Source organism: Desertimonas flava, assembly GCF_003426815.1.
Taxonomy (GTDB): domain Bacteria; phylum Actinomycetota; class Acidimicrobiia; order Acidimicrobiales; family Ilumatobacteraceae; genus Desertimonas; species Desertimonas flava.
Map to the genome: position 1 here is coordinate 1 of NZ_QKYK01000031.1, position 18,491 is coordinate 18,491.

The following is an 18,491-nucleotide window of genomic DNA, read 5'->3' on the forward strand; positions in this document are numbered from 1 at the left end:
CGACGCCATCGCCGCCAAGCTCAACCGCCGACCCCGCAAACGCCACGGCTGGAAGACCCCTACCATGATCCTCGACAACCACGTGTTGCAGTGACCACTGGAATCCAGGCTGGCACCATCTGTTACTCGGTCAGCGGGGGGTGCAGTGGTAGAGCGTGCGGGTGCCGCTCGGGAGGTCCTCGCGCCGTTGCACGGTGAAGCGCTGCTCGAGCGCAGCTTCCCAGGTGGCCACCGTGTACGAATCGAACAGGCCCTCACGCTTGCGGGCGAGTAGTCGCTTCGCCATCACGTCGTCCGGGTGCGGGAACTCCACCACGAGCTTGCCGTCGAAGTCGGCGAGGAACTGCACGATGTCGTCGAGCGGCACGTTGTTGGTGAGCGCCAGGTGATGCACCACCGCCAGGCACAGCGTGAGATCCGGCCGGACCCGCTCGACGAACGACGGGCGTTCCTGGGACCGCCAGCCGATGGACGGGGAGGGGTTGGCCAGATCGAGGACGAGCGGCAGGATCGCCGTGCTGCCCTCGTTGCGCAGGTCCCGGTACAGGCGGTCGATGACCAGATGGTCGGAGTCGACGGCCACCACGCTGCGGGCGCCGGCGCCGACGGCGATGCGGGAGAACCGGCCGTCGTTGGCACCGAGATCGAGCACCAGGCCGCCCGACGCGTCGGTCGTGGTGGCCGCGGCGACGAACTGTTCCTTGGCCTCCAGGTCGCGGTCGGTGTAGTGGCTGCGGTCGCTGTAATCGGACCAGGTGGACTGCTGCTGCTTCCACGACAGCGATTCGATGGCCTTCTCGAGGTTGCGCAGCTGGGCGTCGATGAGCTTGGGGCCGAGTCCGGCCCGCTTCAGCTCGCCACGAATGTCGCGCTCCTTGTCGGCGTCGGCGTAGCGGCGTTCGACTCGAGCGTGCAGACGGACGTGGGTGAACGTGCCGCGCCGGAACCGGCCCCGCCCGCCGATGATGGCCTTGGCGAGGGGCGGGGACACGCCGTCGATGTCGCCGCGCAGCAGGGGCTGGAACGGCACGTTGGCGATCGCCTGGATGTACAGCGGGTTGAGGAAGAGCTCGCAGAACTGGCGATATCCGGGCCACGGCTCGCCGCTGCGGATGCGCTCGAACGAGCCGACGTCGATGAACACCGGCTTGGCACCGACGAACTGCACGTTGTAGGCCGAGGCGTCCTTGGTGATCAGCCGCTCGGACAGCGCCTCGCGGGTGAGTCGCAGCTGGAGACGGGCGGCATCGCGCAGCATCTCGAACGCCCACTCGTACGGATACGAGAGCACGCCGATGCGTTCATGACGCAGCAGCCCCGGCCAGTCCGTGCCGAGACTGGGGACGCCGTCGCCGGGCTGCACGCGTTCGGTCGCGACGATGTCGCCGCGCTGCAGCGCGGCCGGGAAGAACGACGAGGCGAAGAGCGCCTCCACGTCCTCGACGGCGGCGCCGGACAGGCCCCGCCAGACGTGATCGCCTTCGATGAAGACTCGGGACAGCGGGTCCCGGAAGGATCCGGGATCGGGCTGTGCGACGGCCGACGCGGCCGCGTCAGGACTCGTCGTCACCGAGCAGCTCGGCCTGGGCCGCCTCGGCCTGGACGCGGTGCTTCTTCGAGAACAGGCCGACGAACCGGTGGTAGTACATCTTGATGAAGACTGCGAAACCAGCGGCGCCGCCAGCGAAGGCAGCCGCGATCATCGTCCCCGTGCTGGCATCGAGATAGCTGAGCATGCCTGGATGTTAGCCGTTCGTTCACCGGCAGTCCCGGCGACCGTCACCTGACGTTCAACCGCCGCGCCGCCTACTGTCGCGACGTCATGCGCCGCCACTGCCCTGAACGCGACCCGTCGCGCGAACACTCGGTGGGCGTCTGATGCACGGGCTGCGCACCGCGCGCGCCCGCTGGCGAGGAGCCATCGAGCTCATCGGCCTCGTCGCCGTCGTCGTGGCCTTCATCGGCATGGCGTCGATCCACGCCTTCCAGCAGCCGCCGTTCGCCCCGCCCGACGAGACGGCCCATCTCGGCTACGCCCACGAGATCGCCGACTTCCGGCTCCCCGAGATCGATCGTGCGCCGGACATCCCCGACTCGGCGGTGCAGTGGGCGGCCGAGCGCTCGACGGCCCGGGACGAGCGCTATCTCGGCGTCTGGGTGGCCAATCATCCGCCACTGAACTACGTGGTCACGGCCCCGCTGATCTGGCTGTCCGACGCCACCGACCGCGCCGACGGTGGGCTGCTCTACATGCGCCTCGCCAACGTTGCGATGGCGGCGGTCGGCGTGGTGCTGACGTTCGCCCTCGCCGGCGAGCTCGCCGGCGGGAGCCGGCGCGTCGGGCTGCTCGCCGCGGCCGTCGTCGCCGCGGTCCCGCAGGGCCACGGCGTGTTCTCACAGGGTCTGAACGACGGCATGGCCTTCGCCGTCGGTACCTCGGTCATCTGGGCCGGCGTCCGCTGCCTCACACGCGGCGCGGCTCGACGCGACGTCGTGTTGCTGGCCGCGACGTCCGTGGTCGCCTCGGGAACCCGCGCCGCCACGATGCTCCTCGCCATCGCCGTGGTCGGTTGCGTCGGGGCGTGGCAGCTCGCTCGGGGCCCTTCGCCCGTACGTGAGCGGGCCGTGTCGGCGCTGACGGTCTGGCTCGGCGCGGCGATCCCGATGGCACTCGCCTTCGGCTGGTTCTACCTCCGCAACATCCACCTGTACGGCGACATCGGTGCCTCCGACTACCTGCTGCGCCGATTCCGGCGCACCCGCAAGGGGAGCGTGCTGTCGATGATGACCCGGGGCCACATGTGGGCGAACCTCTATCAGCGCCTCACCACGCCGGCGACACTCGGCCGGCGGGTCCCACCGGGCCTGACGATCTCGGCGATCCTGATGACGGCGGGAGTCGTCGGGGCCGCGGCGACCGGGCGGCCGGGCGGCGGGGCGACCGGCGACGACCCGGAGGAACGCACGACGTTCCGTGCAGCCCTCGGCCTCTGCACGATCGCCGTGGTCGTGATCGCAGCGACGGTCGCCCAGCACGTCAGCGGGGGCGGCAACGCCTACCCGCGCTACCTCTTCCCGGTGCTCGGCGTGCTGGCCGCCCTCGCCGTCGTCGGCCTCGACCGCCTGGTGCCGTACGTCGCGCCGCTCGCACTCGCCGTCGCGCTCGGTTGGTGGGCCATCCTCAACCTGCCCGTCGACGTCGACCCGACCCGGATCAGGCGTCCCCGGGACGACGGTGCGCCGCCGGTGATCCTCCAGGTGCTCCCGGTCGGTGACGGCTGGCGGGTCGCCGCCGGCGTGCTCGTCGCGATCGGCGCGATCGTCGCGGCCGTGGCGATGCTGGCGAGCACGATCGGTGATGCGCGGTCGCGGCGGGCGACAACGACCGAAGCGACGGCGATGTCGCCGGTCTGATCCGACAGCTGCGACCAACGCCTACGATCGGCGTCGTGACTCTTTCCCCCGGTGACAAGGCGCCCGCGATCAACCTTCTCGACCAGCACGAGAACAAGGTCAAGCTCTCCAGCTTCAAGGGCCGCAAGGTTCTCGTGTACTTCTACCCGAAGGCCGACACGCCCGGATGCACCACGCAGTCGTGCGCCCTGCGGGACGTGCTCGGCGAGATCGGAGACACCGCGGTGCTGGGCATCAGCCCCGACCTGCCGGCGAAGCAGCTGAAGTTCGATGAGAAGTACTCGCTCGGTTTCCCGCTCCTGTCCGATGCCGATCACGCCGTTGCCGAGGCGTACGGAGTGTGGGGGGAGAAGAAGAACTACGGCCGGACGTACATGGGCATCATCCGCTCGGCGTTCCTCATCGACGAGAAGGGCAAGCTCGCCGAGGTCTGGTACAAGATCAGCCCGGCTGACACGCCGAAGAAGCTTCTGGCCGCGTTGGCGTCGTGAGCGCAGCGAGCGACTGCCGCCCGAGCGAGCGCCAGCGAGCCGGCGCGGCGATGGGGCGCGAGCGAAGCGAGCGGGGGCGCAGCCCCCGGTTGGCGTCGTGAGCGCAGCGAGCGACTGCCGCCCGAGCGAGCGCCCGCGAGCGGGCGCGGCGATGGGGCGCGAGCGAAGCGAGCGGGGGCGCAGCCCCCGGTTGGCGTCGTGAGCGCAGCGAGCGACTGCCGCCCGAGCGAGCGCCAGCGAGCCGGCGCGGCGATGGGGCGCGAGCGAAGCGAGCGGGGGCGCAGCCCCCGGATGGCGTCGTGAGCGCAGCGAGCGACACGCCTTCGGGGCTTCCCGCTCCCGCTGACGTCATCGCCCACCGCGCGCCGTTCCTGTTCGTCGACGAGCTGCGGCTGCTGGAGCCGGGGGTACGCGCCGCCGGCACGTGGACGCTCTCAGGTGACGAGTGGTTCTTTCCCGGGCATTTCCCCGGACGACCGACGTTGCCCGGCGTGCTGATGTGCGAAGCGATCGCCCAGGTGGGCGCGATCGCCGTGCTCACCGACGAACGCTTCACCGGCAAGCTGCCGCTCTTCGGCGGCCTCGACGGCGCCCGGTTCCGCCGCCAGGTCGGTCCTGGCGACACGCTCTGGCTGGAGGTCGAGCTCGGCCGCATGTCGGCTCGGGCCGGCAAGGGAACCGGCCGGGCACTGCTCGGCGGAGCCGATGGCGACGTCGCGTGCTCGTGCGAGTTGCTCTTCGTCGTCGTCGACGCCTGAACGTCTCGATCGCGACCGCAACCAAACCGCTGGTCGGTGCGTCCTAACGGTGTCCTTTCGCCATCAGGAGCCATGACATGACCAGCACCACCCCCATCGCACCGAACCACGTCGACGCCAACGGCTGGCGCGATCTCGTGCGCCGGATCCCGACAGCGTGGAAGACGGCTGTCGTCGTCGCCGCGCTCGGGTGGGCCTTCCGGTTCACGTGGTCGACGAAGACGTCGATCAACGGCGTCGTCGACTGCGACGGATTCGACGCCGGCCCGTTCATCGTCGGTGCCCTGCTCGTCACCCTCGTGGCCGTCGGCTTCGCGACGATGCGGTCCAAGCACGTCGCCCAGCGTCTCAACGGCAACGCCCGCTGGGTGGTGGCCGGCGCGCTGGCTGCTGCGGCCGCCGCCTATCTGATCTCCGGTCTGGTCGACCCGGCCGGCGCCGCCTGCTGAGGGCGCTGGCGTCGACCTGACGGTTGGGGCCCGGCACCAACCGTCAGGTGCACGCGAGGATCAGGCGGGGGCGAGGATCACCGAGCCGTTGTGGCCGCCGAACCCGAAGTTGTTCGAGATCGTGGGACCCGGCTCCCAGGGGCGCGCGTCGCCCATCACGACGTCGATACCGAGGTCGACGCTGGTGGTGTTCGCCGTCGGCGGCAGCAGCTTGTGCTGGAACGACAACAGCGTGGCCGCCGCCTCCAGCGCTCCGGCGGCGCCGAGCGCGTGTCCGGTGACGCCCTTGATCGACGTGACTGGCGGGGCCGCCTCGCCGAACACCTTGAGCACGGCTTCGGCCTCGGCCGCGTCGTTCAACGGGGTCGAGGTGCCGTGGGCGTTGACGTGACGGATGTCGGAGGCGTCGAGCCCGGCATCGTCGAGGGCGAGCCGCATGCACGTGACGGCGCCGGCTCCGCCGGGCGAAGGTGCCGTGATGTGGTGGGCGTCGGCGTTGCTGCCGGCCCCGAGCACCTCACCCAGGATCGTCGCCCCACGCGAGACGGCGTGCTCCCACTCCTCGAGGATCAGCACGGCGGCGCCCTCGCCCATCACGAATCCGTCTCGGCCCACGTCGAACGGGCGCGACGAGCCGCTGCTGGAGGTGGCCGTCATGTTGGTGAAACCGGCCAGCGAGGTAGCGGTCGCCGCGGCCTCGCTGCCACCGGTGACGACTGCGTCGCACCGACCCCACGCGATGAGCCGGGCGGCGTACCCGATGGCGTGGGTGCCTGCCGCGCACGCCGTGCAGATCGTCTCGTTCGGACCTTGCAGGCCGTATCGCATCGAGATCGCCGCGCCGCTGGCGTTGGCCATCATCATCGGCACGAGGAACGGCGAGACACGCCGGTCGCCCTTGGCGAGGCGTAGCCCGATCTGCTCCTCGAGCGTCTCGAGGCCACCGATGCCGGTGGCGAAGATCGTGCCGAAGCGCGCCGGGTCGACGCCGACGTCGCCCGCGTGGGCGAACGCCTCGGCGGCCGCGGCGGTGGCGAACTGCTCCACCCGGTCGGCCCGCCGGGCTTCCTTCGGGCTGGCGTACCAGGGGCTCGGGTCCCAGTCGGCGATGCGCACCGCACGGGTGGGCGGTTCACCTTCGGGCGTGGTGATGCCCGGGCCGAGCAGCCCGGACCAGAATGCGTCCTTGCCGATACCGCACGGCGCCACGACGCCGAGTCCGGTGACGGCGACGCGACGGCCGCGGCCGTCCATCAGCTGAGCTTGCCGGCGATCAGGTCGAACGCCTGACCCACCGTCTCGACGCCTTCGAGCTCGTCCTCGGGAACCTCGACGCCGAACTCCTCTTCGAGCGCCATCACGAGCTCCACGAGATCGAGGCTGTCGGCGTCCAGGTCGTCGCCGAATCGTGCCTCGGGCACAACCTTCTCCTCGGGCACGGACAGCACCTCGACGGCGCACTTCTGGAATCGGGCGAACAGTTCGTCACTCACGGTGAGCTCCTTGTGGATGGCGATGGGGTAGACGGGAGAAGATCGAGGACCGGTGGCCAGGAATGCTGGCGGCGATTCCGCAGAGCATAAGGCACAGGGGTCGGTTGGGGAACGTTCCTCGTCGCGCGGCCTCGGCGATCGGATGGTTCAGTGGCCCATTCCGAGGCCGCCGTCGACGGGGATCACGGCCCCCGTGATGTAGGCCGCGGCAGGCGAGACGAGGAACTCGACGGTCGCCGCGATCTCGTCGGGGGAGCCCATGCGACCGAGTGGGACGGCAGCGGTGAGCTCGGCGAGGCGCTTCTCGCCGAGGACGGCGGTCATGTCGGTCTCGATCGGGCCGGGAGCGACGACGTTGACGGTGATCGACCGGGACCCGAGCTCCCTGGCGAGCGATCGGGCGAACCCGACCAGGCCGGCCTTCGACGCCGCGTAGTTCGCCTGGCCCGCCGAGCCGAGCAGGCCGACGACGGACGACACGAAGACGATGCGTCCGGCGCGGGCCCGCAGCATGTCCTTCGACGCCCGCTTGGCCACGCGGAAGGCCGCGGTGAGGTTGGCGTCGATGACGTCGGTGAAGTCCGACTCGCTCATCCGCAGCAGGAGGCCGTCGCGGGTCTGGCCGGCGTTCGACACCAGCACGCCGACGGTGTCGCCGAAGTGCTCGGTGACCTCGGTGAACGCCCGCTCGACGTCGTCGTTCGACGTGACGTCGCACTTGACTGCGAACAGTCCTTCGGGCGGATCGGAGCTGCGGTACGTGATCGCCACGCGGTAGCCGGCGGCCTGGAGCCGCCGGGCGATCGCCAGACCGATGCCGCGTGACCCGCCGGTGACCAGGGCCACCGGCCCGGTCGGCTGCTCGTCGGTCACGCCGTCACCCGGGGGCTGCGCCCCCGCTCGCTGCGCTCGCTCCCCATCGCCGCGCCGGCTCGCTGGCGCTCGCGCGGACGGCAGTCGCTCGCTGCGCTCACGACGTCACCCGGGGGCTGCGCGTCCGCTCGCTGCGCTCGCTCCCCATCGCCGCGCCGGCTCGCTGGCGCTCGCGCGGACGGCAGTCGCTCGCTGCGCTCACGACGACCCGCCCCACTCGATGATGGTGCTCGCCGCGGTCATCCCCGCGCCGAAGCCGACGAGGAGCACGAGGTCGCCTTCACTGACGCGGCCGGCGTCGAGGGCGTCGGCGAGCGCGAGGGGAATCGACGCCGACGACGTGTTGCCGGTGCGGTCGAGGACGACCGCGGCGCGATCCATGTCGATGCCGAGCCGGTCGCACGCCGCCTTGATGATCCGGGCGTTCGCCTGGTGGGGCACGACGAGCTTGATGTCGTCGGCCGTGACACCAGCGGCCTTCATCGACTTCTCCGCCGAGTCGACCATGATGCGCACGGCGCGGCGGAAGACCTCCTTGCCCTCCATCTTCATCACGTCGCCGGTCTCGCAGTAGAGGTACTCCTCGGCGCTGCCGTCGGCGTCGAGGTCCCAGCCCCGCAGCTGGCCACGACCTTCGACCGCCTCGAGGACCACCGCCCCCGACCCGTCACCGAACAGCACCGCCGTGTTGCGGTCCTGCCAGTCGGTGATCCGGGACAGCGTGTCGGTCCCGATGACGAGGATGCGCTCGGACCCCATGGCGATCAGGCCGTGGGCGACGACCATCGCGTAGGTGAAGCCCGAGCAGGCGGCGTTGATGTCGAACGCGCCGCACCGCAGGCCGAGGCCCTGCTGGACGGTGGCCGACGTGGCGGGCACGGCGCGATCGGGCGTGGTGGTGGACAGCACGATCGCGTCGATCTGGTGTGGCTCGAGTCCGGCCATCTCGATCGCCTGGCGCCCGGCCGCGATCGAGAGGGACGCCGTGCTCCCGTCGACGTCAGGGGCGCCGCGGAAGCCGATGATGTGGCGCTCGCGGATACCAGTGCGCTCGACGATCCACTCGTCGCTCGTGTCCAACCCTGTGTCGCGGAGGTCGTCGTTGGTGAGCACCCGTTCCGGTAGAGCGGTGCCCCAACCGGTGATCACCGCGCCCCGCGTCGATCCTGGTACCGAAGGCATGGGGCTGAGACTATGTCGAACGGGGCGGTCGGCAATGCGAATGTCCCACGGCGCCTACGCGGTCCGGAGCCAAGCCACGGGCTGGCGGACGGTGAGACGCTCGGTGTCGACGGCGATGTAGCTCTGCAGCACGCCGGCGAAGGGCGACACCACCTCCTGGTCGCCGACGTGCCCGAGCACGGTGCCGACCTCGATGGACGCCCCGTCGTCGATGCCCGCGGCTCTGGCGAACACGCCGGCTGACGGGCTGACGACGAGCCGCTCGCTGGCGAAGAGGTGCTCGCCCTCGACGCGTGCCGGCGGGGTGGGGATGTCGATGCGCAGGAACTCGATCAGCTTGTCGAGATCCTCGGGCGTGGCGACCGAGATCGTGCGGGCGCCGGTGGCCGTGCGCTTGGCCATCCCGGTGAGCACGCCGCCCGGGCCGAGTTCGATGAACTGGGTGACACCGAGGTCGACCAGCTCGAGCAGCGACTGCTTCCAGCGCACCGGTGACGACAGCTGCGCCGACAGGAGGCTGGCCCACTCGGAGCCGTCGCGGTGGGGGAGGGCGTCGACGTTGGAGATGACGGGGACCTCGGCGTCGCGGGGCGCAGCTGCGGCGATGGCACTGCGGAGGCGATCGCGGGCGCTGATCATGAACGGCGTGTGGAACGCGCCAGACACTTGCAGCGGCATCACCTTCTTGGCCCCGAGGTCCTTGGCGTGCACCCCGGCGGCGGCGACGCCGTCGTGCGAACCGGCGATGACCACCTGCCCCGGGGCGTTGTAGTTGGCGACCCACACGTCGGCGTCGGCGCGGCGGCAGGCGACGTCGACCTGGTCGTCGTCGAGGCCGAGCACCGCGGCCATCGTGCCGGGGTGTTCGATGCCGGCGTCGTGCATGGCGTCGGCGCGGGCGGCGACGAGGCGGACGCCGTCCTCGAAACCGAGGGCGCCGGTGGCCGTGAGGGCGGTGTACTCACCGAGGCTGTGGCCGGCGCAGAAGCTCGGCTCGATGCCGAGGCGCTCTGCGGCGTCGAGCACCATGAGGCTGGAGACGAACGTGGTGAGCTGGGCGTTGCGGGTGTCCCTCAACTCGTCGGCGTCGGCATCCAGCAACAAGCGGGCGACATCGCGGCCGTCGATCTCCTTGGCGATCTCGCTGGCCTCTTCGACGAGCTCCCAGCTCTCGTGCTCCTGCCAGGGCCGGCCCATCCCGGGGCGTTGCGATCCCTGGCCTGGGAACGTGAAAGCGAGCATTGCCGGAAGGGTAGACGCACCGACCGGTCGGGATCGCAAACCTCTCTGCCAGTGCCGCTCTCGATGCTCGGTCGCACCGTGCATGAGATACTCGCAAAAACCGAGTATGGTGTGGCGATGGTCGAGCTCAGCCCGTTCCCGATCGGCGGGCCCCTCCGTCCCGACGAGGTGACCGGCCGCGAGGAGCTCGTCCGCGACCTCTCCGAACGGCTGCTCGCCCGCCGCGTGACGGCCCTGCTCGGCCCTCGCCGTTACGGCAAGACGAGCGTGCTGCGCAAGGTGGCGGCCGACCTCGCCGGCGTCGGCCCAGAGACGGTATGGATCGACCTCTACGGCCTGTCGTCGATGGCCGACCTCGCCGGCCGGCTCGACGAAGGACTCGCCCAGACCCGGGGCAAGCTGCGCCGGGCGATCGCCTCGATGGCCGAGAGCATGTCGCTCAAGCTCGGCGCGGTCACCGTGGAGTTCACCCGCAACCGCCTCAGCCGGCCCGACGCCATCCTCGTCGCCCGGCCGCTGCTGCAGCTGCTCGTCAAGGCCGCCGAGCGTCACGACCTGTTGCTCGTCCTCGACGAGTTCTCCGGCGTCACCCGCGTCGATGGCGCCGCCGCCCTGCTGCGCACCGGCCTCCAGCACCACTACCGCGACCTCAGCATCGTGTTCGCCGGCTCCGAGCCGTCGATGATGCGGGCGCTGTTCACCGACCGCGCCGAGCCCTTCTTCGGCCAGGCCGAGCTGCTGGAAATCGGCCCGATGGCCGACAGCGCCGTCGCCAGCATCGTCGTCGACGGGTTCGACCGCACCGGCCGCGACGTCGGTGAGATCGACCAGCGCATCGTGGCGATGGCGCAAGGACACCCCTACCGTGCGATGGAGCTCGCCGACGCGCTGTGGCGCTGCACCGAACCCGGCGCCACCGCCGACGACGCCGGGTGGGAGCTCGCCCTCCAGTCGGTGCGCGCCGGCGTGGCCGTCGGCAGTGAGGCGTTGTTCCAGGCCCTGCCGCTCGGCTCACAGCGGGTGCTGCGGGCGATCGCCACCGACGGCAAGGCGTACGGCGCTACCGCCGAGGTGCTCGGCCTTGCCGCCGGCACTGCCCGCACGGCGATCCACGCGCTGGTCGGTGAGGGCCATCTCGACCGGCGTGACGGCAAGCTCGTGCTCACCGACCCGATGTTCGCCGACTGGATCCGCCAGCGCTTTCCCGGCCCCACCTGAGCCATCGGGGAGCGATCGGCCACCACCGACCGGTACCATCGGACGCCCAGCCCCGGTATCCCAATTGGCAGAGGAAGCGGATTCAAAACCCGCACAGTGTGGGTTCGAGTCCCACCCGGGGCACCAACGGAGACTTCTCGCTCAGCACTTTGGGCCCACCACCTGATCGAGGATCGCAACGTCGGCACGCTTGGCCACCGACACCGTCCAGGCGTTCATCCGGCGAGTGCCGACGCTGATTCGCTCGCACCCGTCGACGAACAACTGCCTGATGTCCGCGGAGCGATTGGAGAACAGGTAGCGGGGATACTCGTACGTCTTCCCGTTCGCCCCGCGCACGCGATTCGTTCCGCGCCAACCGTCGCTGTGGATGAGGCCGCGGACGAACTGTCCCGGCGCCGCCTCGAGGGCGAGGTGACGTTGCCACTCGGTGAGCTCGATCAGGCGCGTGTGCTTCACGCCGCCTCTTCCGTGGGGCAGCAAACATGGCCAGTGGTGCCAGCTGTCGCTGAGCTCCGTGCACCCGGTACGCGGCAGGCGGCGCACCTGCGCCTCGGGTCGCACGGTCACGATCGCCAGCTCGCACTCGTCCATCACGCCCGGGTAGTCGTCGCAGCATGTGATGCGCAGCCGGAAGCTCCGCTTCACCGCACTGATGCAACCGTCGCCGAGGTACTGGCCGAGCAGGTATGCGTAGGCGCTCGGGTCGAGCGAAGCCGGGTCGATGCACTCGCCGCGGTACGTCGGTCGGCCGAGGCGCGACGCCCCCCGTTCTGCCACCAGCGAGGAGCCGACTCGCAGCCAGGCGACGACCGTGGTCCGGCTGATCCCCAGCTCGCTGGCGATCGAGTCCGGCGACCGCCCCGTTCGTTCAAGCGCCAGCGCCTGGGCGACGATCGCGTCGGAGTACATGGGTCCCAGTGTGACCAAGGGGTGTAGCAGTCGACCGGAGTCGAGGGCCGGCGGGGTGCTCAGTCGACACGACGTCGAGACCGAGTCCCAGCGCGATGGGGATCTGGATCGGGTCGAACGTCACGTAGCGCACGGAGCGGATCCACAACCCGCACAGTGTGGGTTCGAGTCCCACCGGGCACGGGCGCCATTGCTCCGCCCAGTTCTGAGGATCGGCCGACCGAGCCGGGACGGCTCCCGTGTCAACGCGTGGCGGGCAGCAGCTGTTGTGGCGCGGCCGTCACCGTGACGACGAACGACGCCGTGGTCTCATTGCCGCCGACGACCTGCGCGGGTGCCCGGCGGGTGTTCCGGAGGCCGGCGGGGCCGGCGAACGCGTCCGATGCCGTGCAGGTGACGGTCGTCGCACCGATGGCGAACAGACTCCCCGAAGGGGGAACGCATGTGACCGAAACGTCGCCGGCGATCGCGTCGTGGGCGGTGACCGTGAACTCGACGACCGCACCGTCTGGCCCGGTGGCGACCGCGTTGACCGACTGCGGCACGCTGATGTCGGGACCCGTGCTGTCGGTGACCGTGACGCTGAAACCTCCGGTGGCGACGTGGCCGGCGCTGTCGGTGGCCGTACAGGTGACGTCGGTGGTGCCGATGGCGAAGGTCGTGCCCGAGGCCGGCGAGCAGGCCGCCTCGAGGTCGCCGTCGACGTCGTCGGTCGCCGTGACGGAGAAGTCGACCACGGCGCCGCCCGGCCCCGTGGCCTCGACGGTGCGATCGGCCGGCAGCGTGAGCACTGGCGTGCCCTCGTCGACCACGGTGACGGTGAACTCGTCGGACGCTCGGTTGCCGGCCGCGTCGGTGGCCGAACAGCTGACCGTCGTGGAGCCCACCGGGAAGGAGGTGCCCGACGGCGGATCGCACATGGCCGTGACGTCGCCGTCGACGACGTCGGTGGCGATCGCCTCGAAGTCGACGGCGGCCCCGTCCGGCCCGGTGGCCGTGGCCTGGAGATCAGGCAGTGCGAGGTCCGGGGCCGTGGTGTCCTCGATCGTGACGCTGAAGTTGGACGTCGTCGTGTTCGCGTGGCTGTCCGTGGCGGTGCACGAGACGTCAGTGAATCCGATCGGGAACGTCGATCCGGTGACTGGCGTGCAGACCACCGGCACGGCACCGTCGACGAGGTCGGTGGCGGTGGTCACCCAGTCGGCGACGGCGCCCGAGGGGCCGGTCGCTTCGAGCGAGATGTCGGTGGGGACGTCGAGAGCGGGGGCTGTGGTGTCGACGATCGTGATGCCGAACGAGTCGTCGACGGAGTTGCCCGAGCCGTCCGTTGCCGAGCAGGTCACGGTGACCAGACCGAGGGCGTGTGTCGAGCCGACCACGGGATTGCACGTGATGGTCGGACTGCCCAGGGCGTCGTCGGCGGTGACGTCGTAGTCGATCGCCGTGAGCGGTCCAGTCGCCTCGATGGCGAAGTCGGCGGGCACGTCGATCGTCGGCGGCGCCGAGTCGGTGACCGTGATCGTGAACGCGTCTGAGGCCGTGTTGCCGGCGGAATCGGTGACCGAGCAGTTGATCGTGACCGGTCCGAGCGGGTGAGACGTGCCCGAGAGCGGGGCACAGGCTGGAGTGAGGACACCGTCCACCGCATCGAACGCGGGCAGGACGGTATACGTGATCTCCGTCGACGAGCCCGTCGCCTCAATGGTGGAGTCGTTGGGCAGGAAGAGTCGCGGCGGCGTGTCCAGCACGGTGATCCGGAACGTGTCGCTGCCGGTGTTGCCGGCGCCGTCTGTGGCGCTGCAGGTGACGATCGTCGAGCCGATGGGGAAGACCGTGCCCGACGTGCGGTCGCACGTGGCGGTGAGGGGTGACGTCACGGCGTCGGTCGCCGTCGCAGCCGCGAACGTCACGGTCGCGCCTGCGGCCGAGGTCGCCGACACCGCCGTGTCGCCGGGGGCGGTGACAACGGGCGGGTCGTCGTCGACGACGGTGACCGTGAAGGTCGCCGTCCCCACGCCGCTCGCGTCGTCGGTCGCGGTGCACGCGACCGTCGTGGTGCCGACGGGGAACGCAGAACCCGACGCCGGAGCGCACGATTGCGACACGATGGATCCGTTGTCGGAGGCAGTAGCGGTGTAGGTCACCCGGGCCGTGGCCAGCCCGGTATCGGTGCCCACGGTGATCGGTGCCGGCACTTGCCAGACCGGAACCGGATCGGAGGCGATCGTGTAGTCGTACGTCAGGGTGATGGTGCCGCTCAGGCTGATCGTCGCACCCCACGGGAACGTTCCCGACTGGCCGGACACGACGCCGGTCAACGCGCTGGGCGAGTAGGTCCCGCTGCCGGCCTCGCCGGCGACCGTCGCCGAACCCGAGAAGGCCAGAGCGACGCTGCCGTCCCTCGTGTCGAAGGGCGTCGTGTCCTGTCGTCCCGCGTACGACAACACGGCATTTGCGCCGTAGTTGCCCGAGCCGACCACGGAGCCGGTCAGGTCCCACGAGACGGTCGTGCTGTTGAGCGTGCCGAGCGCGCTGTTGAAGCGAGTGAACGTCGGCGAGGTGGAGAAGATGGTCTGCGTGGCGCCAGACGTGAAGCCACCGGCCGACTCGCTGACGTTGACCGTCACCGACTGAGGGGTGGTCGTGTCTGCAGCGGCCGGTTGCGGCGCGCCGAGCGTCGACACGCTGACCGGCAGGGCACATAGGCCGATCACCATCAGCCAGCGTCCGATCAAAGCTCGCGTCATGACTCCTCCATCTGTCCTGAGACCTCAGCGTGCACGTGCATGGCTGCAACGTGACTGCAAGTCGCCCCGCCCGGGCGTCGACTCTACGTCGCGACTGGCTGAGGCTCCTGCTCCGGACTCGGGCGTCACGTGGAGGCGACGTCGAAGCCGAGGCCGAGGGCGACGGGGATCTGGATCGGGTCGAACGTCACGTAGTGGACGGGTCGTGGTAGTCGGACAGCCGCGGCGAGCTGGATCGCGTCGGCGAGGCGGATCGGCTGCTCGCGGAGCAAGGACGCCGCCGTGTCGAGGCCGCGCTGATCGACGGGGACGACGTGATAGCGGTCCCACTGGAGGCGGATGGCGTCCTCGAGATCGGTACGGAGGATCGCCTCGTCGGTGAGCTTGTCGATGACGGCAAGTGCCTCCGTCAGCGCGAGGGCGCTGACGCACGTCTCGTCGTCGAGCGCGGCCGCGGCGATCCGCCGCTCGGCCACGTCGACGTGCAAGGCGACGACCGCGCTCGTGTCGAAGAACGTCGTCATCCGCGGACCTCGCGAAGGGCGCGGTCGAGGCGGACGCCGCTCCAGATCGGTACAGGGTCGGTCGTGCGCGCCGGTCCCGAGCGCCGCGGCGGGACGAGGAGGCCGGCGGCGACGAGGGCGTCGAGTGTGGTGTCGTCGCCGACGGGCGTGTCGACCGGGCCGATGGCCGCGGTGGCCCGCCCGCCGACGGTGACGACGAGCCGGTGGCCGGCCGCCGCCCGGCGAAGGTGGGTGGCGAGGTCGGCCCGCAGCTCCCGTGACCCGATGTGCTCCGTCATGTGTACACGAGTGTACGCACGACGAATCGCCAGTCGCGAGGGAGCGCGGCCAACATGACGCCATGAACTTCGCTTTCACCGACGAGCAGGAAGAGCTGCGCAAGACCGTCCGGTCGTTCCTCGAGGCCAAGAGCCCCGAGACCGCCGTCCGTGAGCAGATGGAGACCGAGGCCGGGTACGACGCCGCGGTCTGGTCGCAGATGGCCGAGCAGATGGGCCTCCAGGGGCTGCACATCCCCGAGGAGTACGGCGGCTCGGGCTTCACCTACGTCGAGCTCGGCATCGTCCTCGAGGAGATGGGTCGGGCGCTGCTCGCCGCTCCGTACTTCTCCACCGTCGTGCTCGCCGCCAACACGCTGATCCACAGCGGTGACGACGACGCCAAGAAGTCGTACCTGCCCGGCGTCGCCAGCGGCGAGACGATCGCCACCGTCGCCTTCACCGAGGCCAACGGCAAGTGGGACGACAGCGGCATCGAGGCCACGGCCACGCCCGACGGTGACGGCTGGAAGATCAACGGCGAGAAGATGTTCGTCCTCGACGGGCACACCGCCAACCTGATCATCGTCGCCGCCAAGACGGCGGCCGGTGTGAGCCTGTTCGCCGTCGACGGTGACGCCGCCGGCCTCACCCGCACGGCGCTGTCCACGATGGATCAGACGCGCAAGCAGGCCAAGCTCACGTTCGCCGACACCCCCGCCAAGCTCATCGGCACCGATGGCGGCGGCTGGGACGTCCTCAAGCAGGTGCTCGACCTCGTCGCCGTCGGCCTTGCCGCCGAGCAGGTCGGCGGCGCCCAGAAGGTGCTCGAGATGGCCGTCGAGTACGCCAAGGTGCGCGTGCAGTTCGGCCGTCCGATCGGTTCGTTCCAGGCCATCAAGCACAAGTGCGCCGACATGCTGCTCGAGGTCGAGTCGGCCAAGTCGGCCGCCTACTACGGGCTCTGGTGCGCCGCCGAGCTCAACGACGAGCTGCCGTCGGTCGCCTCGCTCGCCAAGGCGTACTGCTCGGAGGCGTACTTCCACGCCACAGCCGAGAACATCCAGATCCACGGCGGCATCGGCTTCACGTGGGAGCACCCGGCGCACCTCTACTTCAAGCGGGCCAAGAGCTCCGAGCTGCTGTTCGGCGATCCGACGTACCACCGCGAGTTGCTCGCCCAGCGCATCGGCATCTGAGCGCAGCGAAGATGCCCATCCAGCACGGCATCTGAGCGCAGCGAAGATGCGCATCCAGCACGGCATCTGAGCGCAGCTGCGTTCGGCTTCTGGGCGCGGATCGTGTCGGTGAGCGACGCGATCCGCGCCCGGATCGCGTTTTGGCACGGACCGCGCCCAGAAGCGACGCGAGAGCCGTCAGACGTCGGGGTCGTCGGCGACCGGGCCGACGGCGCCGATCGCCGCGAAGTAGGCGAGGTGGGCGTCGGCGACGTTCACCACGTCGACATCGTCGAGGATCTCGATGCCGTTGCGGTCGGCCTCGGCGAGGAGGTATCCGGCGAGCGTGTCCTCCGACAGGACGACGGGGACGGCGATGTCCTGGCGGCGATCGATCACGTTCGACGGCTGCAGGCCCTTGGCGTGCAGCCAGCGCATGTGGAACGTGAGCAGCTGCTCCAGGTCGGCGGGCGTGAGTCTGGCCTGCGTCTCGACCGGGAGGTACTCGGCGACGAACTCCACCGCCTCGTCCACGATGTACACCGAGCGCGGGGCGACGGCGTCGAGCCGGTGGGCCTCGCGGCCGATGACGGCGGCGGCGATGGCGAACACGATGACCGCGGCGAGCGCGACGAAGACCCAGGTGGTGCCGTTCATCACCGGCCACGCTACGGCCACGGGGTGGCCGAAACGATCACCGACCCGGCCCGGGGCACACCGCTCCGGTGCGCCGCCGACATCGGGACCGGCGGTCACAGGCCCCGATGTCGGCAGACGCGACGTGTCGGCGGGGGAAGGACGCCGCCGCGAGCGGAAGCGACGATACAAGGCCGGAGTCGGGCAGGCGTAGAGCCGCGCGTCAGGGCGTCGTACCAGTACGCCGTCCCGGTTCAGATCATCATGTTGAAGTTGTCGACGACGCGGCGTCCGAGGCTCTCGTCGCCGTCGATCGACACCGCACCGGTACCGACTGGGTCCGAAGCGATGTCCGCCGCACGTCCGCACGCCAGCACGGCGAACGCCTCGGTGGAGAACGTCACCGTCGCCACCGGCGCCGCCGTCGGCTCGTCGACGAAGCGGGCCCGGCCGTCCTGCACCTCACATGTGACCTCACGCTCGACGCCGCCGGTGATGCGGATCCGCACGGCCTGTCCGTCGGGGCAACCCGCTCGCTTGCCGACGACGATCGGGATCGTGCGGATGAGCCGATCGATCGTGTGGGCGGCGGCGTCGGTGTCGAGCCCGCCGGGGTGCCCCACGGCGCGACGGATGTCCTGCTCGTGGATCCAGTTGTCGAGCACGCGGATGTGCAGGAAGTCCGCCAGCGTGCCCGGCCCCGTCGGCGTGGCCATGGGCGTGGCGAAATAGGCGGCGTCACCCGCTGCGAGCGTCTCGGTGCGCAGCTTGACGAGGCCGTTCCACTCGGCGAGCACAGCGGCACCCGGCAGGTCGCGGCGGGCTGCCACCTCGTTCTCGTTGAAGTCGCCGATCGGGTTCCGCACGTGCGCTTCGCCGCCACCGTCACGAGCCGGCGCGGCGTCGAGTCCCTGCAGCATCCGCTCCGTGCCGATCAGGTGCGACAGCACGTCTTGCACCGTCCATCCCGGAAGGTCGGTCGGGCGCTTCCAGTCGTCCTCCGTGAGCACCCCACCGACCTCGGTGAGCGACGCCCACACCGACGTCAGCTTGGCGATCGTGTCGATCGGAACGGGCGTCGCGATGTCGTCCCCAGACATGGCTGCAGTGTCGCGCG

Annotated in this window: 19 protein-coding genes and 1 tRNA gene; 7 read left to right on the forward strand and 13 right to left on the reverse strand. The window is 70.4% G+C overall.

The features are described from left to right. Positions 1-130 precede the first annotated feature (130 nt). The gene (locus DN771_RS23960) at positions 131-1,570 is read right to left on the reverse strand and encodes a class I SAM-dependent methyltransferase (RefSeq protein WP_117000103.1); all 1,440 of its coding nucleotides are present in this window, start codon (positions 1,568-1,570) and stop codon (positions 131-133) included. Beyond that, positions 1,554-1,736 carry a hypothetical protein gene (locus tag DN771_RS23965; protein WP_117000104.1) on the reverse strand — a complete coding sequence of 61 codons (183 nt, stop codon included), beginning with the start codon at positions 1,734-1,736 and terminating at the stop codon, positions 1,554-1,556. The genes DN771_RS23960 and DN771_RS23965 overlap by 17 nt, the downstream gene beginning before the upstream one ends. 142 nt (positions 1,737-1,878) lie before the next feature. Here DN771_RS23965 and DN771_RS23970 point away from each other — a divergent pair, with 142 nt between their 5' ends. From DN771_RS23970 to DN771_RS23985, 4 genes are all read left to right on the forward strand, one after another. Continuing rightward, on the forward strand, positions 1,879-3,414 hold the full coding sequence (locus DN771_RS23970) for a glycosyltransferase family protein (RefSeq protein WP_117000105.1): 1,536 nt from the start codon (positions 1,879-1,881) through the stop codon (positions 3,412-3,414). Between the two features lie 35 nt (positions 3,415-3,449). Further along, entirely contained in the window at positions 3,450-3,905 is a 456-nt protein-coding gene (gene bcp / locus DN771_RS23975; RefSeq protein ID WP_117000106.1) for a thioredoxin-dependent thiol peroxidase, read from the forward strand. A 299-nt stretch (positions 3,906-4,204) separates the two neighbouring features. After that, positions 4,205-4,663, forward strand: a complete 459-nt coding sequence (fabZ, locus tag DN771_RS23980) for a 3-hydroxyacyl-ACP dehydratase FabZ (RefSeq protein WP_117000107.1) — start codon at positions 4,205-4,207, stop codon at positions 4,661-4,663. A gap of 77 nt (positions 4,664-4,740) precedes the next feature. Then, entirely contained in the window at positions 4,741-5,112 is a 372-nt protein-coding gene (locus DN771_RS23985; RefSeq protein WP_117000108.1) for a hypothetical protein, read from the forward strand. Positions 5,113-5,172: 60 nt separating this feature from the next. On the opposite strand, the gene DN771_RS23990 is transcribed toward DN771_RS23985, so the two are convergent. The 5 genes from DN771_RS23990 to fabD form a co-directional block, all read right to left on the reverse strand. Next, positions 5,173-6,366, reverse strand: a complete 1,194-nt coding sequence (locus tag DN771_RS23990) for a beta-ketoacyl-[acyl-carrier-protein] synthase family protein (RefSeq protein WP_117000109.1) — start codon at positions 6,364-6,366, stop codon at positions 5,173-5,175. Next, on the reverse strand, positions 6,366-6,605 hold the full coding sequence (acpP, locus tag DN771_RS23995; RefSeq protein ID WP_117000110.1) for an acyl carrier protein: 240 nt from the start codon (positions 6,603-6,605) through the stop codon (positions 6,366-6,368). The genes DN771_RS23990 and acpP overlap by 1 nt, the downstream gene beginning before the upstream one ends. A gap of 147 nt (positions 6,606-6,752) precedes the next feature. Next, positions 6,753-7,478 (reverse strand): beta-ketoacyl-ACP reductase, encoded by a 726-nt coding sequence (locus DN771_RS24000; protein WP_193615408.1) that lies wholly within the window; start codon positions 7,476-7,478, stop codon positions 6,753-6,755. Positions 7,479-7,676: 198 nt separating this feature from the next. Continuing rightward, complete coding sequence (locus DN771_RS24005) at positions 7,677-8,660, reverse strand: beta-ketoacyl-ACP synthase III (RefSeq protein WP_117000111.1); 984 nt, start codon at positions 8,658-8,660, stop codon at positions 7,677-7,679. A gap of 54 nt (positions 8,661-8,714) precedes the next feature. Continuing rightward, positions 8,715-9,902 carry an ACP S-malonyltransferase gene (gene fabD, locus DN771_RS24010; RefSeq protein ID WP_117000112.1) on the reverse strand — a complete coding sequence of 396 codons (1,188 nt, stop codon included), beginning with the start codon at positions 9,900-9,902 and terminating at the stop codon, positions 8,715-8,717. A gap of 117 nt (positions 9,903-10,019) precedes the next feature. On the opposite strand from fabD, the gene DN771_RS24015 reads away from it, so the two are divergent. Both DN771_RS24015 and DN771_RS24020 read left to right on the forward strand, forming a co-directional pair. Continuing rightward, a complete protein-coding gene (locus DN771_RS24015) occupies positions 10,020-11,120 on the forward strand; it encodes an AAA family ATPase (protein ID WP_162942346.1) in 1,101 nt (366 codons plus the stop codon). A 49-nt stretch (positions 11,121-11,169) separates the two neighbouring features. Beyond that, a tRNA-Leu gene (locus DN771_RS24020) sits at positions 11,170-11,246 on the forward strand. Positions 11,247-11,261: 15 nt separating this feature from the next. Here the strand turns inward: DN771_RS24020 and DN771_RS24025 are convergent. The 4 genes from DN771_RS24025 to DN771_RS29805 all read right to left on the reverse strand — a co-directional run bounded on the left by DN771_RS24025 (position 11,262) and on the right by DN771_RS29805 (position 15,581). Then, positions 11,262-12,032, reverse strand: a complete 771-nt coding sequence (locus tag DN771_RS24025) for a transcriptional regulator (RefSeq protein WP_117000114.1) — start codon at positions 12,030-12,032, stop codon at positions 11,262-11,264. A 242-nt stretch (positions 12,033-12,274) separates the two neighbouring features. Further along, the gene (locus DN771_RS24030) at positions 12,275-14,779 is read right to left on the reverse strand and encodes an HYR domain-containing protein (protein WP_117000115.1); all 2,505 of its coding nucleotides are present in this window, start codon (positions 14,777-14,779) and stop codon (positions 12,275-12,277) included. Between the two features lie 125 nt (positions 14,780-14,904). After that, entirely contained in the window at positions 14,905-15,303 is a 399-nt protein-coding gene (locus DN771_RS29800) for a type II toxin-antitoxin system VapC family toxin (protein WP_162942347.1), read from the reverse strand. Then, the gene (locus tag DN771_RS29805; RefSeq protein WP_162942348.1) at positions 15,300-15,581 is read right to left on the reverse strand and encodes a type II toxin-antitoxin system Phd/YefM family antitoxin; all 282 of its coding nucleotides are present in this window, start codon (positions 15,579-15,581) and stop codon (positions 15,300-15,302) included. Before DN771_RS29805 ends, DN771_RS29800 begins: the two co-directional genes overlap by 4 nt. 62 nt (positions 15,582-15,643) lie before the next feature. Here DN771_RS29805 and DN771_RS24040 point away from each other — a divergent pair, with 62 nt between their 5' ends. Further along, complete coding sequence (locus DN771_RS24040; RefSeq protein WP_117000117.1) at positions 15,644-16,759, forward strand: acyl-CoA dehydrogenase family protein; 1,116 nt, start codon at positions 15,644-15,646, stop codon at positions 16,757-16,759. Positions 16,760-16,936: 177 nt separating this feature from the next. Here the strand turns inward: DN771_RS24040 and DN771_RS24045 are convergent, their stop codons facing one another. Beyond that, the gene (locus DN771_RS24045) at positions 16,937-17,395 is read right to left on the reverse strand and encodes a hypothetical protein (RefSeq protein ID WP_117000118.1); all 459 of its coding nucleotides are present in this window, start codon (positions 17,393-17,395) and stop codon (positions 16,937-16,939) included. Positions 17,396-17,628: 233 nt separating this feature from the next. Further along, a complete protein-coding gene (locus DN771_RS24050) occupies positions 17,629-18,474 on the reverse strand; it encodes a maleylpyruvate isomerase family mycothiol-dependent enzyme (RefSeq protein WP_117000119.1) in 846 nt (281 codons plus the stop codon). Positions 18,475-18,491: the final 17 nt, after the last annotated feature.